We start from the raw sequence: 13,968 nt of genomic DNA, 5'->3' as shown, positions 1-13,968 counted from the left end.
CGTACCGGAGACCGAAGCAGTATTCACGATCGAACTATAGATTTCGAGAGATGGATAAAGCCGCCCAGCAGCCGAAGATATTCAGTCGGCATCCGTCGCCTTGACCTGCGCCATTCCGAGATGCCGGCCGGATCGCCGACTTCGTGGAAGTGCTTTGCCGCCTTCACAGCGTAATCCCGCGAAATCATGCGCATCCTAGAGCGGGCTTGGTCAACAGCGATACTGGCCAAAAGAAATTGGCACACTCAGTAGGAACGATTCCTGTCCAGGAAAATTACGCAATCGGCGACGGCGCAATCCTGTACGGCCTCGGTCCACCGGACGCGCGTACCTTGTGCAGCCGGCAGAACCCCTCGAACTGCTGCTGCCGTTAATGCACTGTTACGGATTTGCTCAGCCGAAGATTCAATGCGCGCTCTCGACGCGAGCTTAGAGCAACGCATTAAGGATCGCGTAGCTGATCTGGAAGCGGCAAACCTCAAACTGAGAGGCGAAATCGAAGCGCGCGAACGTGCTGAAGCTGCACGTGTACAATAGCAGAAGAAGGAGGCGGTCGGTCAAGTGACCGGCGGCCTAAGGCACGACTTCAACTATCTCCTCACCGCAGTCGTCGGAAATCTCGACATGATTCGCGTGCGCGCAATCCACCCTCGCGTCGTTCGCCAGGCGGAGCACGACCGCCCCGGTTGATCTGAATGCCTTGATTTCGGGCATGGGTGCGCTTGTTAATCAGACGCTGGGTGCAGAAATTACGGTCGAAACTGACCTATTCGAAGGGTTGCCGCACGCGCTGGCTGATATGAATCAGCTTGAGCTTGCTATCCTCAATCTGTCGATCAACGCGCGCCACGCCATGCCCGCGGTGGCGGGACACTGACGATATCGACCAAGTCAGATGCGACCAACCCGCGGCGTGGCCGATGCGGGGAGTGCCTTGGCCTGCGAGCGCAGGCGCATGGCCTCGTCGGCTAGACGTTCCTCCAGAGATTGATTGGCTCAAAGGCGCGCGCATGCTCCATGATCCAGCGGCCGGCTTTCTGAGGTCGGAGTAGGGGCGATCACCCTCGTATTTCATTTCTCATCTTGGGTTGCTTGGGCAGTACGGAGGTGATTCTCCATTCGTTATAGTCGTAGAGCCCAGCCCAGTGATGAACAAGCTTTCCGCATTGCCAGCAATCGAAGGCCCCGGAAGTATTCGTATGGGTTGCGCTGCGTTCCTGGCTCGCTGAATAGACGATGCCGCAGCCGATACAGATGAAATAAACGGTGACGGGAGGCGCCATAATGCTTCCTAACAATCAAGCTCAGTCAGCGTTCCTCAGATCGGCCGAACCGCCTTTTTGACGCGTCTTCTTGGGATCGTCCTGGCGGCGGTCTTCCTTCATCTTCATCGTCGAATTCCATCGCGCCTTTGCGCAGCAAAGATGTGGGGTGTGAATCTGGCTTTCGGCCGGACGGTGGCTATCAAATGTCGCGCCGCAGGGACAGCGCATCAGCGACGATGGCTGTTGAGAAGACAGCTTTTCGCGTGGTCCCACATGGCCTGCTTGCGCGCGATCAAGTCGCGCTGATCGCGCCAGGCCCGGAAGTCCGCCTCGGTCAGGGTCGCCAGCAACTCGCCCCATGCCGCCTCGAACCCAGAGCGTGCCTCGTCGAACGTCGCGGCCGGGCCGCGGGTCGATCGAGCGCAGCGGGGATAGAAGAAGCTAGAAAATTGGTGCTCGTTGTGGTGTTGGAAGCAATACTTCGGGCCATGCGAAGCCTCTCTCTAGCAGCAGACTGGCTTGGCATCGCTTTGATGTGCCGCTCGGCCTGGGTGCCACATTGTGAACCTGAAGGAGCAACTCGTATTGGCGAGCCTTCTCCAACAGCGCATCTCGAACCGGACCTGGAGGGAGGAGCTCGGCTTGCTTGCGAGCTTCTCTTGCGCATTCTGCGCTGACGTCCTGTTCTCTAGTCATAACTCGGTATCCGCTCTTTTCGGACCGCTGCCGCAGAGGGCCGATGCTTTCGATGGGCTTGCAAATTTCTCTTTCGAATACCAAGCTCATGGTCCGAGCATTCTAACTCGGCAGGCAGCGTAGAGGCCGCCGCAGATCGAAGGGTCGAAATTGATGATACCGAGCAGAGCGCGGGTAAGCGTCGGGTGGTTAGCACCCAGAATGCTCGAGATTGAATCCAAGGTGACGGAGGCCGAAGCTGAGCCGTCCTAATGAGGATGCTCCCCGGCAGCGCTTAAGCTATCCGGCGGACCTCGCGTTACCGTTGATAAGCGAACGAAGTCTTGCTCAGCCCGGTCCTGCAAATGCCTATCGTGCGTTTTGGAACAATGAGGGCTGGTTGTCGTTTCCGCAGCCCGTCTCAGGGCTTATCGGAGAAGAGAACATGAAGCTAACGACTATCCTGGCAGCATCCGCGATCATCGCATCTTGTTCAGCCGCTTTCGCCGCGGACACGATGACGGCTGCCCCGCCTGAAAGTTGGACGGTGACCAACTACTACAAGCAGAGCGTTTACGATCCCAAGGAGTCCAAGATCGGCACGATCGACGACGTGTTGGTCGATAAGTTCGGCAAGGTGACCGGGCTTGTCATCGGCGTCGGCGGATTCTTGGGCGCCGGCGAGAAGGATGTGATCGTGCCGTTCACTGCGGTCAGGACCGAAAAGAAGGACGATAAGTGGTGGCTCACGTTGGACGAAACGAAGGATGGTTTGAAAGCCGCACCGGGCTTCAAATACGATAAGGCCAGCACGACTTGGGTTCCCGAGAAGTAAGCGAGAAGCAATCTAGCATCCGGCCGACCAGTCTGTGATTTCTTAAACTGGAAAGGCGGGGCGGATTCGCGCCTCGTCTTGGCGAACGCTCCGCAAAAGGCCCGCTCGGGAAGCCGAGCTGGCCTTTGACGATCAAGGTCGCACTGGCGCTGAAGATCGCCGGAAAGGCCCGCATCAGCCCACCGGCCGCAGGCTTGCCCAGTCCGCGACCATGCCGGCCACGATGGTCGCCAATCCGCCGAGCGCAAAACCCGACATATTCGCAGGCGCGCCCCTGCTTGAGTGCTGACAGCTTGACCTGCACGACCATGACGGTCGCCCGATCAATACTTGCTTGAGGCCCGCAGCCATCGAAAGCCAGATTGCAAGAGCGGCGGGGCGGCCCTCAGCGCCGACCAGTCGGCCCGCATCAGCAACTGCGGACAACAACCCTGTAGGCGCGAGCGCGATCGAGCCGAGGATCATCGAGCGTCCTTCTCGCTTGCAACGCAGTCGCCGCCATGCTTGTAGAATGGGAGGTCGAGCGTTGCGAGCGCCACCGAGGGCGCAGCGCCAAACAGTCCCGCGAAATTCTTGGGTCGCAGCACGTCACCGAGGATAGCGAACAAGGAGACGACCAAGCCCCCAATTGGAAAGCGCAATGCGTAATCCACCACGCCTCCCGCCATTTCTAGGACGATCCAGGCATCAGCATACTGACCGCCATGCAGACGATGCAAAGGCCCATCGCGGCCGTCGATGCCCAACCAAGCCAGTACAGCCAGCCTTCGACAACGAGCCTATCCATCACATCGCGCCGTCTGACGAGTAGCATAAGCATGGCCATCACTGGTGCCGCTAGGACCCCGTTGATGACCGCACTCCAGTAAAGCGCTTTGATGGGATCGATGCGCGAAGTTGAGCGCCACGCCGAGGCCAACGGAGAGGGCGAGCACCGCATAGAAGGCGACCGCCTGCTTCGGCTTGCGGGCAAGACCGACCGGCCATTTACGGCCTTCGCCTATGGCATAAGCCGTCGATCCGGCCAGTACCGGAACGGCGAGCAAGCCTGTGCCTATGATGCCGAGCGCAAAAACAAGTTCAGCAAGCGGGCCCGCAATCGGCTTCAACGCCGCCGCGGCCTGCGCCGATGATTGCACATCGGTCACCCCCTGCTGGTGCAAGGTGGCCGCTGTCGTAATGATGATGGCGATCGCAATAAGGTTCGAAAAGGCCATGCCGATCATCGTATCGATGCGAATGCGCCAGAATTCGCGCTCGTGGGGATTCGTATCCTCCTCGAGCGGCTTCTTGTCAGGATGAATGCGCTGCTCCTCCGCCTCTTGCGAGGATTGCCAGATGAAAAGGTAAGGCAAGATGGTGGTTCCGAGAATGGCAACCAGCGTCGTCAGAAAGGTGCCGCTCCATTCGATCTTCGGTACGAGCAGTCCCTTGAGCGCCTCAGTCCAAGTTACTTTGAGCGAACAACACTAAAGCCAGCCATTTCAGGAGGGTCACATATCGTTTGTAGGCAATGAAAATCTGCGCCAAAACCGAGATCACTGCAAAGGTAACGACGTAGACGATTGCCGTCCCGCCGATCACCAGTTTTGCCGCATCCGCCATGGCGCCGAGATCGGCTGCGATATTGATCGTGTTGGCGATAAAGAGAAGAGATCAGCGACCAGATGACCCAGCCGGGGTAATTGCGACAGACATTGCCTGCGATGCAAGTGGCCGGTCACCCGGCCGATCCGGCCCGAAATCTCCTGGATCGCCACCATCAGAGGATAGCTCAAGAGCATCGTCCAGCCGATGCCAAAACCAAGCGGAGCGCCCGCCTGGCCATAAGTGCCGATACCGGAAGGATCATCGTCCGACGCGCCGGTGATGAGGCCCGGTCCAAGGCGTTTGAGGAGGCCCGTACCTCGATTTCGCCTTTTGACTTTGGCCGTAGCCATGTGCTCCTCGGGATGGGGACTGTCCACCGAGCGTACCGCTTGCCGCGTTAGGATGCCATGAGGGCTTCAACGGCCAGGGTTCAAAGTGCGATGCGGCAGCCGCACCGCGCGAGCCGCGGCTCGCCGCCCTAATGGTGCCAGAAGATCGCCAGCAGCAGAATGATCGGCAGCGGTACGCCCAGCAGCCACAACAAGGCACCTCGCCCAAAGCCCATGGCTTTTCTCCTCCGTCGTCTGTCCCGGCTTCCAACGTGTCCGCCCGGCGTGCAGTTCCTCACCGGGAACGGTTTTCAAGGCGATCGATAGGAGACGGGGCGATCCTCGCCGAAGACGCGCTCTGCAGCTGGTTCGATGAAGGTCCTGATGCTTTGATCGATCTCCACACTAAACGGTTCAGCTTGCAGATGGTGGCGCCCGTTGCCCTTATGCTGGCAAGTTAGTCGGTGGGTGACCGAGCGCACGCGCGTTCCGCAGTCTAGATTAACACACGTTAGCCTCTGCAAGGCGAACTCCATCAACGGGCTTGAATTCCGAGCAATCACATGGCCCGATATGCTTGCAACACGCCGAGCGGGATCGAAAACTGTGAGCCATGCCAAAAAGCGCCTTAGTCGTTTGCTTTTCGCTGCCATGCTGCTTGCGGCCGGGACAGCGGTCGCCCAGGAGGACAAGAAGACTGACGACGACAAACCAGCCGATCCCGACACGGGCGAAAGCACCGTAGAGGAAAAAACGCTCGGTCTCCTTCCCAATCCCCTACAAAAGTACGGCGTCAAATTCGCGGCCACCTATATCGGCGAAGTGCTGGGCAATCCCTCTGGCGGACTGAAACAAGGATCTGTGTATGAAGGGCGCTTGAATCTCGCTGTTGATTTGGACCTGCAGAAGCTTGCCGGCCTCGATAAACTGACATTCCACGCCAACATGTTCCAGATCCATGGCGGTGGGCTGTCGCGCGGTAGTCTACAGAACTATTTCGTGGTCAGCGGCATCGAGGCTTTACCATCCACGCGTCTCTATGAGGCCTACTTCGAAAAGCAGTGGGGCGATAAGAAAATCTCGCTGAAGGCCGGTCAGCTCGCCGCTGACAGCGAATTCTTCAACACCAGATACACTGACGTGCTGACAAACGCCTCAATGGGCTGGCCCGCGATCACCTCACTTGATCTGCCGAGCGGCGGACCATCGCCCCCCTTGGCTGCGATGGGCGCCCGGCTTCTTGTCAACGTCACCGAGCAGTTATCTGTTCTTGGCGGCGTATTCGACGGCGACCAGGCCGGCCCCGGCCTAGGCGATCCGCAAGAGCGCAACCGCTATGGCGTCAACTTTCGCGTCAATGATCCGCCCTTGCTGCTCGGGCAGATCCAATATGCCTGGAACAATAAGAACGGTGATCCGAACCCGGCTGGCCAAATCAAGTTGGGCGGCTGGCGGCATTTTGGGTCTTTCGCCGATCAGAGACTAGACTCCAATGGTGTTTCGCTCGCGTCGCCAACCAGCAGCGGCGAACCCTTGCTCCTGTCCGGCGATATCGGCGGCTGGATGGTCTTCGAGCAGAAGATCTATCGCGTCCCGAAGAGCGATGATCGAGGCATCGGGATTTTTACGCGCGTCTCGGGCGCGCCCGCCGACCGCAATCTCATCGATCTCTATGCGGACAGCGGCATCGAATTCATTGGGCTCAGCGACCAGCGTCCCGACGACAAATTCGGCATTGCGGCCGGCTACGCGCATGTGTCGAAACGCGCACAATCGCTGGATGCCGATTATCGTGCGCTTGTTAATCCGAATTGGCCGATGCGAAGTTTCGAAGGACTTCTGACCGCCGTGTATCAATACCAGATCAGGGATGGGTGGACATTGCAGCCCAATTTTCAATATATCATCCATCCAGGCGGAGGTGCCACCAGCCCGTCAAGTGCTGTGCCCGGCAGGGTTCTTCATAATGCAACGGTGCTTGGTCTACGAACGACCCTGAAGTTCTAGTTCGATCCGGAATTAAGCTCGGCTCAGTGGGCCAGCCGTTTGATGGCCTTGGTCGCTCGATTGGGACCATGCCATCCGAGAAACTTCAGCTCCTTGTCCTCCAGCGCGTTGGTCGCTCGAAAGAACTGTTCGAGATCGTCGCGCGCATGGGAAGGAGGATCGCGGATATCCTTGAGATTCGTTTCGAGCGGCGACCGATCAGGAACCGCAAAAATGCGGTCGTTTCGTTCCGTCTTGCCCTTTTTCTTCTGCTCGACTTCGAGAATTCCAATCGGACGACAGCGCAGCACGACGCCCGGATAAGTCTGTGCGTCGTGCAGGATCAGCACATCCAGCGGATCGCCGTCCTCGGCCTTGGTTGACGGAATGAAACCCCAATCGTACGGATAGGTCAGGCCCGCCATAAGGGGCTTTGCCAAGGCAAAAATGCCGAGCTTGGGATCGAAATCGAGTTTGCACGAACTGCCGCGCGGCGTTTCGACAACAGTAAAGATATTGTCTTTGTCAGCCCAGCTCGGCAATTTTGTCAGGTTGGTCATAGCGACAGTCAACTACTCATTAAGCTTCGGGAGGGAGGCGGTCTGGCGAAATCATTCGCCAGACCCGGAGTTGGCGATCAGGCGGCGGTGGAAGCCTTTTTATTGACGCCCTTACGCAACGCCACAGTGTTGAGCTTGGTGTTCGCTGCCTTTTCTTCGTTCAGGTTCGTGTTCAGAAAGCGCACGATGTCGTCGTGGCCGAGCGCCTCGGCCCAGGCGATCAGCGTGCCATATCGGCAGATCTCGTAATGTTCGACGGCCTGAGCGTTGGCGACGATCGCCGCATCCAGCACCGCCTTGTCTTCGATTTCGCCGGCCGTCTCATCCGCTTCCTTGATGATGCCGTCGATGGCGGGGCATTGCGTGCCGCTCGGCGACTGGCTCAGTTTCTCAAAGGCCTTTTCGAGGCGCTCGACCTGCTTGTTCGTCTCTTCGAGATGGTTCCTGAGCCCCGTGACCAGATCCCGGTTGGTGGCCTTGTCGATCATTTTCGGCAACGCCTTGAGGATCTGCTGCTCGGCATAATAGATGTCCTGCAGCCCATGCAGCAGCAGATCATCCATGGTTTTGATATCTTTTGTGAATAGTCCCATGACGTCACTCCTCGAGTTCAAAGCGATGGAACGGCATCGATCGGGCTTTGTTCCTCGCCGCCGATGCCACAGCTCGGTCGCATAGATCGGGTCGCCGCCTTGGTCATCGGTATGCGGGGCCATTTCCCGCGGCAGGAGGAACCAAGGCACCTGCGGACATTTGCGGTGTTACTCAGAGTTTAGGATGGTCAGCATTCTAGCTATGGGTGGATTTCGCGATATTGCCGGAGGGGGCAGCTCTAGGGCGAGCCAATGCGATGTGGCCGTCGTCGGCTTCGGAATCGCCGCCTGCCTTGCGCTGTAGAGGGGCTTAACTGAGCTCCTGCTGCATCGAACTATCGCCGAACGAAAAGTGCACGATCACGTGAGCGAAGGGCGTTCGAGAGCCAGCCGAGGCCGCCGTAGATCGCATGCGGAGAGACGAGATGCGCTGCACAGGTTAGAATATTCCTGCAACTCGCTCATGGTGCAAAATGCCCTTTAGGATAGGCATCATCTCGGACACGCACGGGCTTCTGAGAACAAAGGCGCTGCAGGTGCTGGCCGACGCCGACTACATCATCCACGCCGGCGACATCGGCGATCCCGGCATCATCGCGGCGTTGCGCCGGATCGCGCCTATTTCCGCAATCCGCGGCAACGTGGACACCGCTGACTGGGGTCGCGACTACGCTGAAATCGAGACAGTGAGCCTAGCCGGGAAGACGGTCTACGTGCTCCATGACCTAAAGGCCATGTCCATCGATCCCGTCGCCCAGGGCATCGACGTTGTCGTATCGGGCCATTCCCATGTACCGAAAATCCAAACGGTCGGCGGGGTTCTGTACGTGAATCCCGGAAGCGCTGGCCGGCGCCGCTTTAAGCTGCCGATCACCCTTGCGACGCTGGATGTGACACCGGATGGGATCCGGCCTCTCATCCACGATCTTGAAGCCGCCTGACGCACTGCGGCACCGCGTCAAAGCGGCGGAAGCAGCCTGTGAGGCGTCGCCGGAAGGATGACTCGGACAGCGTCGCCGGGCGAGACGTCGCCGCTTTTGGTCACCATTGCCATGACGCCGGCCCTGAAAGGCTGCCCGGGCTCGTCGCTCAGCCGGCTTTTCAAGCCGGGTTGAAATCGATCGATCAGGACGCATGGGCTCCGCAAGCCGGTAAGAAGGATACATGCCGAGGCGCCAATTCGGAGCCTGGTGTCGAGCGGAAAGGTCTCGAGATCGAGGCCGGTCGTCGTGATGTTCTCGCCGAGTTCGCCGGGCCCGACATCGTAGCCTGCGACGCGCAGAGCCTTGAGCGTTTCGCTTGAAATAAGGTGGACCTGACGGAGATTGGGTGATCGAGGATAGCGGCGGGTCAAGTACCGATGCTTGACGAATTGACCATAGTGCGCGTCGCCCTCGATGCCATGACCGGCGATGAGCGTCACCGACAGTCGGGGTATCTTGCTGAACCGATGCTTGCTGTCGATCGAGACGGCGAAGACTATTCCTTCGAGCGCCATGGCTACCGGCGTCATGCGGCGCGCGCCGCAGAGCGGCGCTTGCGCCTCAGGTGTCGCATGATTTCGGTGAGAGGCATCGCGTTCAGGACGCGGTCCGCGGGGACGCCGCCTTTGCGGGCCATCTCTACGCCCCAGTGCATGTGGTCGAGCTCCGGAACGGAATGTGCGTCGGGATTGATGCTGAACGTGCAACCGAACGCGCCCGCCGCCGCGAGAGGCCAGGCGCCAATCGCGTCTGGCGAAGTCGGTCGTGAAGTTTCGCGTTTGCCGGCCACCGATCCCAGAATGGTCCCTTTTCCGCAACACAACGGTAAGGGGAGCGGGAACGTTCCTATGAAAGCTTATAGAAGACGCTCCGTGCGGCGCCCGATTGTCGTAAGCGCTATCTCACTGAGCCTGCGGCTTGGGTCCACTCCGCGTGGGCTTGTCGAAGCGCATCTGAAATCTCAGGGAACGTCATGGCGCGCCTGCCGACAACCGCGGTGCCCGTAATTGCACTATAGCGCTGCACGGAACCCTGCGCCCCGGCCGAGCTTCTTTCCAGATGGATGCCAAAGCAAAAAGACCAGAAGAACCGCCGCCCGAAGCGCGTGACGGCTTCGTTCGCGTCAGAGGAGCGCGCGAGCACAATCTCAAGGATGTCTCGCTCGACATTCCCCGCAACGAGCTCGTGGTCTTCACCGGGGTCTCCGGATCCGGAAAGTCCTCGCTGGCGTTCGGAACCTTATATGCGGAGGCGCAGCGGCGGTATCTCGAATCCGTGTCGCCATATGCGCGTCGGCTGTTTCACCAAATGCAGGTGCCCGACGTCGACGTCGTTGAAGGATTGCCGCCGGCCGTCGCGCTGCAGCAGCAGCGCGGATCGCCGACGACCAGGTCCTCGGTGGGTAGCGTCACCACGTTGTCCAACTTGCTGAGGATGCTGTACTCACGCGCCGGCGACTATCCGCGCGGCCAACCATTGCTCTACGCGGAATCCTTCTCGCCCAACACGCCGGAGGGCGCCTGTCCCAATTGCCACGGCATCGGGCGTGTCCATCGGGTCGACGAACGGACGCTGGTGCCCGATGACGCATTGACCATTCGGGAGCGGGCGGTCGCGGCCTGGCCGTCGGCCTGGCAGGGGCAGAACCTCAGAGACATCTTGGTCACGCTCGGTTACGACGTCGACCGGCCGTGGCGCGAACTCCCTAAGAAGGATCGCGACTGGATCCTCTTCACCGAGGAGCAGCCGACCGTTCCGGTTTACGCCGGATACACACCCGCTGAAACACGCAGGGCCCTGAAGAAAAAGGAAGAACCGAGCTACATGGGCACCTTCACCGGGGCTCGCAAATACGTCCTGCAGACGTATGCCACTACGCAGAGTGCGATGATGAAGCGGCGCGTGGCGCAATTCCTGTCGAGCGACGACTGCCCGGTCTGCAAGGGCAAGAGGCTCAAGCCGGAAGCTCTCTCCGTCAAGTTCGCCCGACTGGACATCGCCGAGATGTCGCGCCTGCCGTTGAAGAAGCTGGAAGCGCTCGTCAAGCCGTATATCGATCGAGCGGAGCCGAACGAGTCTCATCCCGAAAAGGCGCTCGTCGTGCAAAGGATCGTCAAAGACCTCGCGGGGCGCCTCGAGGTTTTGCTGGATCTCGGCCTTGGGTATCTGACGCTCGAGCGAAGCACGCCGACCTTGTCTCCGGGCGAACTGCAGAGGCTTCGTCTCGCGACGCAGGTCAGATCAAACCTGTTCGGCGTCGTCTACGTGTTGGACGAGCCGTCGGCCGGCCTGCACCCGGCGGACACTGAAGCGTTGCTGCGAGCGCTGGAGCATCTGAAAGCCTCGGGCAACTCGCTCTTCATCGTCGAACACGAGCTCGACGTGGTGCGCCGGGCCGACTGGATCATTGATGTCGGGCCTGCCGCGGGAGAGCAGGGCGGTAAGATACTCTACAGCGGACGACTTGCGGGATTGGCCGAAGTGAAATCATCGCAGACGCGGCGCTTCCTTTTCGGCGAAACCGCTGAGCCGACACGAAAGGTTCGCGAGCCGATTGGCTGGCTGAAGCTGCGGGGAGTCACGCGCAACAACCTCGGCGGCCTGAATGCCGACCTCCCTCTCGGCGTCCTCACCTGCGTGACCGGCGTCTCGGGCTCGGGCAAGTCCACTCTGGTCAGCCAGTTTCTCGTCGAAGCCGTTGCCGAGCGGCTTGGTCAACGCCGGGAGGCGGATCCGGACGAAGGCGAACTCGAGGAGCGGGTGCGCACACTGGGCGGCGAGATCGCCGAAGGTCTCGATCGGATCAAGCGACTCGTCGTCGTGGACCAGAAGCCGATCGGACGAACCCCGCGGTCCAATCTGGCGACCTACACCGGGTTGCTCGATCACGTGCGCAAGCTGTTCGCCGCGACGAAGCCGGCACGCGCCAGGCGATACGACGCCGGCCGGTTCTCGTTCAACGTCGCCAAGGGCCGCTGCGAGACGTGCGAGGGCGAGGGATACGTTTGCGTCGAGCTTCTTTTTCTTCCGAGCGTCTACACGCCCTGCCCGACCTGCAAGGGCGCTCGTTACAACGCGAAGACGCTCGAGATCAAAATTCGCGACAAATCGATTGCGGAGGTGCTGGCGATGACGGTCGACGTGGCATTCGCGTTCTTCCGAGAAGACGAAACGCTTTCCCGGTCGCTGGGCGTGCTCCGAGAAGTGGGATTGGGCTATATCAGGCTCGGTCAGTCGGCGACCGAGCTCTCTGGAGGTGAGGCGCAGCGCGTCAAGCTCGCGACCGAGTTGCAGCGGGCGCAGCGCGGCGGGACGCTCTACGTTCTCGACGAACCGACGACCGGCCTGCACCCATCCGACGTGCGGAAGTTGAGCAGGCAACTTCAGGGCCTCGTCGACGCCGGCAACACCGTGATCCTGGTCGAACACGACATGTCCGTCGCCGCGAACAGCGACTGGATCCTCGATGTGGGGCCCGGAGCGGGCAACGAGGGTGGCCGCATCGTGGCGTCAGGGCCGCCGAAGCAGGTTGCCACATCCGGAAGCCGAACAGCGACCTATTTGGCGAAGGCACTTTAGCCTCAAGAGGACCATTGCCGAAGGCTTCTAAAGCAACGTCACGATGACGCCGAGCGGCATGGAGCCCGAGAGACCTGCGCTGCGCCATCGAGGTGCTTGCCAGGACCGCATCATGTTCTCGACCGACTTCCTATACTGCTTGGCGCCTGAACGAGGCGCGCGTCGTTTTCCCTCTCTCTCTCCCTCTCTCTCTCTGCTGGCGAGAAAAGTCGGCCCCAAAAGGTCGCGCATTGTGGCGATGACCCGGCTCGCTTTAGCTTAGGAAATCAAGGACGATGCGTTCGATATTCAAAGGATTCGTATTTGATGTGGAGGATCGTCGACAGCGTTCCGCAGAAGCTCCGCAGCCTCCAGGATTCGCTTGAAAGGTCGGGATATCGTGTTCCCATTCAGACGCTCCAGCTCTATTCGGGGGCTCGACGGCGATCAGACTTTGCAGCTCGTGGTCCCTGAAGCATCCCAAGATGAGCGTCGATCGATCCTGAAGGATCAAGGTATGATCTTCGACGCTTCGGAGAGAGCGGCCCGGAATTGCAGCCGTCGGACTGGCTGCGCAGCGCGTAGCATGTGCCGAGCTTCCACAGCCTCTCAGCGGCGACGGAGTTGAGCAAATCGTCCTCCAAAGGCGGTGATGTCGTCGATCGGCCTAGTCATCTAGGTTAGAGGTCTCGGATCTTGCAGCCCAGCACGACGGCGGACAGGGCGGCTCCGATCGAATTCGCGCCGTCGACGACCCAGTCGTGGGCTTAGCAGGCCGTAGACTACCCATAGCGCGAGACCGAGATAAGCGTCGCGAGCATGCCCAGAGAGAGATCTTGCGTCGATCCGCGCGGCCAGGCCTTCTGAACTTGCGGAATGTAGGACAGCGACGCCAGGGAGGCCGCGATGCCGCCGACGTACGATGAGAGTTCACCCATCACAGTGTACGGGCGTTCCGGCCCGCCGGCGTTTGGATCCCTAAGGCTGCCGGCCGCCTGTGTCGGCAGCCGGCCTTCGGATTGGGAAGCATCATGCGGCGCGCTGATTCACGCTGTTGACGGCCATGTCGTTGAGCTTCTTATCCGTCGCCTTTTCCTCGTCGAGGTTTTCCTGGAGAACGGAGGCGCAGTCGTCGCGCCCGAGCTTCTTCGCCCACGCGATCAGCGAGCCGTAGCGCGTGATCTCGTAGTGCTCGACGGCCTGCGCGGCCGCGATGAGGGCGGCGTCGAGAACCGTCGTGTCGTCGACGTCGCTGGCTACGTCGCTGGCTTCCTCGAGGATGCCGTCGATCGCGGGGCAGTCCACGCCCTTGGCCTCGGCACCATGCATCTTGAAGACCTTTTCAAGCCGAGTGATCTGGCTCTTGGTCTCCGCGAGGTGAGTCTCGAAACCCTTCTTCAAGGATTGGTCACCTGCCTTCTCGATCATATCCGGCAGATTCTTCGCGATCTGCTGCTCGGCGTAATAGATGTCCTGCAGGGTGTGCACGAAGAGGTCGTTCAGCGTCTTGATGTCTTTGGTGAAGAAACCCATGGATGTCTCCCATTATTGAATTGCCGCACGGCAAACGACGACAAATAGGAAGTGTTCCTAA

At 59.9% G+C, this 13,968-nt stretch carries 12 protein-coding genes and 2 pseudogenes; 5 read left to right on the top strand and 9 right to left on the bottom strand.

The window, feature by feature from the left end:
- The first annotated feature begins 712 nt into the window (after positions 1-712).
- Positions 713-877 (top strand): hypothetical protein, encoded by a 165-nt coding sequence (locus QA635_RS35025; RefSeq protein ID WP_283064261.1) that lies wholly within the window; start codon positions 713-715, stop codon positions 875-877.
- Positions 878-1,492: 615 nt separating this feature from the next.
- Here QA635_RS35025 and QA635_RS35020 read toward each other — a convergent pair.
- The gene (locus QA635_RS35020) at positions 1,493-1,615 is read right to left on the bottom strand and encodes a hypothetical protein (RefSeq protein ID WP_283064260.1); all 123 of its coding nucleotides are present in this window, start codon (positions 1,613-1,615) and stop codon (positions 1,493-1,495) included.
- A gap of 770 nt (positions 1,616-2,385) precedes the next feature.
- On the opposite strand from QA635_RS35020, the gene QA635_RS35015 reads away from it, so the two are divergent.
- Complete coding sequence (locus tag QA635_RS35015; RefSeq protein ID WP_283064259.1) at positions 2,386-2,775, top strand: PRC-barrel domain-containing protein; 390 nt, start codon at positions 2,386-2,388, stop codon at positions 2,773-2,775.
- A 461-nt stretch (positions 2,776-3,236) separates the two neighbouring features.
- Here QA635_RS35015 and QA635_RS35010 read toward each other — a convergent pair whose 3' ends face one another.
- The gene (locus QA635_RS35010) at positions 3,237-3,494 is read right to left on the bottom strand and encodes a hypothetical protein (RefSeq protein ID WP_283072190.1); all 258 of its coding nucleotides are present in this window, start codon (positions 3,492-3,494) and stop codon (positions 3,237-3,239) included.
- Positions 3,446-4,715 (bottom strand): annotated as a pseudogene (locus tag QA635_RS35005) (Nramp family divalent metal transporter). Before QA635_RS35005 ends, QA635_RS35010 begins: the two are co-directional and overlap by 49 nt.
- A 630-nt stretch (positions 4,716-5,345) precedes the next feature.
- On the opposite strand from QA635_RS35005, the gene QA635_RS35000 reads away from it, so the two are divergent.
- The gene (locus tag QA635_RS35000) at positions 5,346-6,701 is read left to right on the top strand and encodes a carbohydrate porin (RefSeq protein WP_283072013.1); all 1,356 of its coding nucleotides are present in this window, start codon (positions 5,346-5,348) and stop codon (positions 6,699-6,701) included.
- A 23-nt stretch (positions 6,702-6,724) separates the two neighbouring features.
- Here QA635_RS35000 and QA635_RS34995 read toward each other — a convergent pair whose 3' ends face one another.
- Together QA635_RS34995 and QA635_RS34990 are read right to left on the bottom strand one after the other, a co-directional pair.
- Positions 6,725-7,240 (bottom strand): inorganic diphosphatase, encoded by a 516-nt coding sequence (locus tag QA635_RS34995; protein ID WP_283064258.1) that lies wholly within the window; start codon positions 7,238-7,240, stop codon positions 6,725-6,727.
- Positions 7,241-7,317: 77 nt separating this feature from the next.
- The gene (locus tag QA635_RS34990; protein WP_283064257.1) at positions 7,318-7,833 is read right to left on the bottom strand and encodes a YciE/YciF ferroxidase family protein; all 516 of its coding nucleotides are present in this window, start codon (positions 7,831-7,833) and stop codon (positions 7,318-7,320) included.
- Positions 7,834-8,306: 473 nt separating this feature from the next.
- On the opposite strand from QA635_RS34990, the gene QA635_RS34985 reads away from it, so the two are divergent.
- Positions 8,307-8,774 (top strand): metallophosphoesterase family protein, encoded by a 468-nt coding sequence (locus QA635_RS34985; protein WP_283064256.1) that lies wholly within the window; start codon positions 8,307-8,309, stop codon positions 8,772-8,774.
- A gap of 17 nt (positions 8,775-8,791) precedes the next feature.
- Here the strand turns inward: QA635_RS34985 and QA635_RS34980 are convergent, their stop codons facing one another.
- Complete coding sequence (locus QA635_RS34980; protein ID WP_283064255.1) at positions 8,792-9,331, bottom strand: MOSC domain-containing protein; 540 nt, start codon at positions 9,329-9,331, stop codon at positions 8,792-8,794.
- Positions 9,332-9,342: 11 nt separating this feature from the next.
- A pseudogene (locus QA635_RS34975) lies at positions 9,343-9,540 on the bottom strand (DNA polymerase/3'-5' exonuclease PolX); the annotation flags it as partial.
- A gap of 335 nt (positions 9,541-9,875) precedes the next feature.
- On the opposite strand from QA635_RS34975, the gene QA635_RS34970 reads away from it, so the two are divergent.
- Positions 9,876-12,395 carry an excinuclease ABC subunit UvrA gene (locus tag QA635_RS34970; protein ID WP_283064254.1) on the top strand — a complete coding sequence of 840 codons (2,520 nt, stop codon included), beginning with the start codon at positions 9,876-9,878 and terminating at the stop codon, positions 12,393-12,395.
- Between the two features lie 761 nt (positions 12,396-13,156).
- Here the strand turns inward: QA635_RS34970 and QA635_RS34965 are convergent.
- Positions 13,157-13,312, bottom strand: coding sequence for a PQ-loop domain-containing transporter (locus tag QA635_RS34965; RefSeq protein WP_233475203.1), 156 nt, complete (start codon positions 13,310-13,312; stop codon positions 13,157-13,159).
- A gap of 91 nt (positions 13,313-13,403) precedes the next feature.
- The gene (locus QA635_RS34960) at positions 13,404-13,907 is read right to left on the bottom strand and encodes a YciE/YciF ferroxidase family protein (protein ID WP_283064253.1); all 504 of its coding nucleotides are present in this window, start codon (positions 13,905-13,907) and stop codon (positions 13,404-13,406) included.
- Positions 13,908-13,968: the final 61 nt, after the last annotated feature.

It is taken from the genome of Bradyrhizobium brasilense, from assembly GCF_029714345.1.
Lineage (GTDB): Bacteria > Pseudomonadota > Alphaproteobacteria > Rhizobiales > Xanthobacteraceae > Bradyrhizobium > Bradyrhizobium australafricanum.
This window is presented reverse-complemented; position numbering and strand designations above follow the sequence as displayed.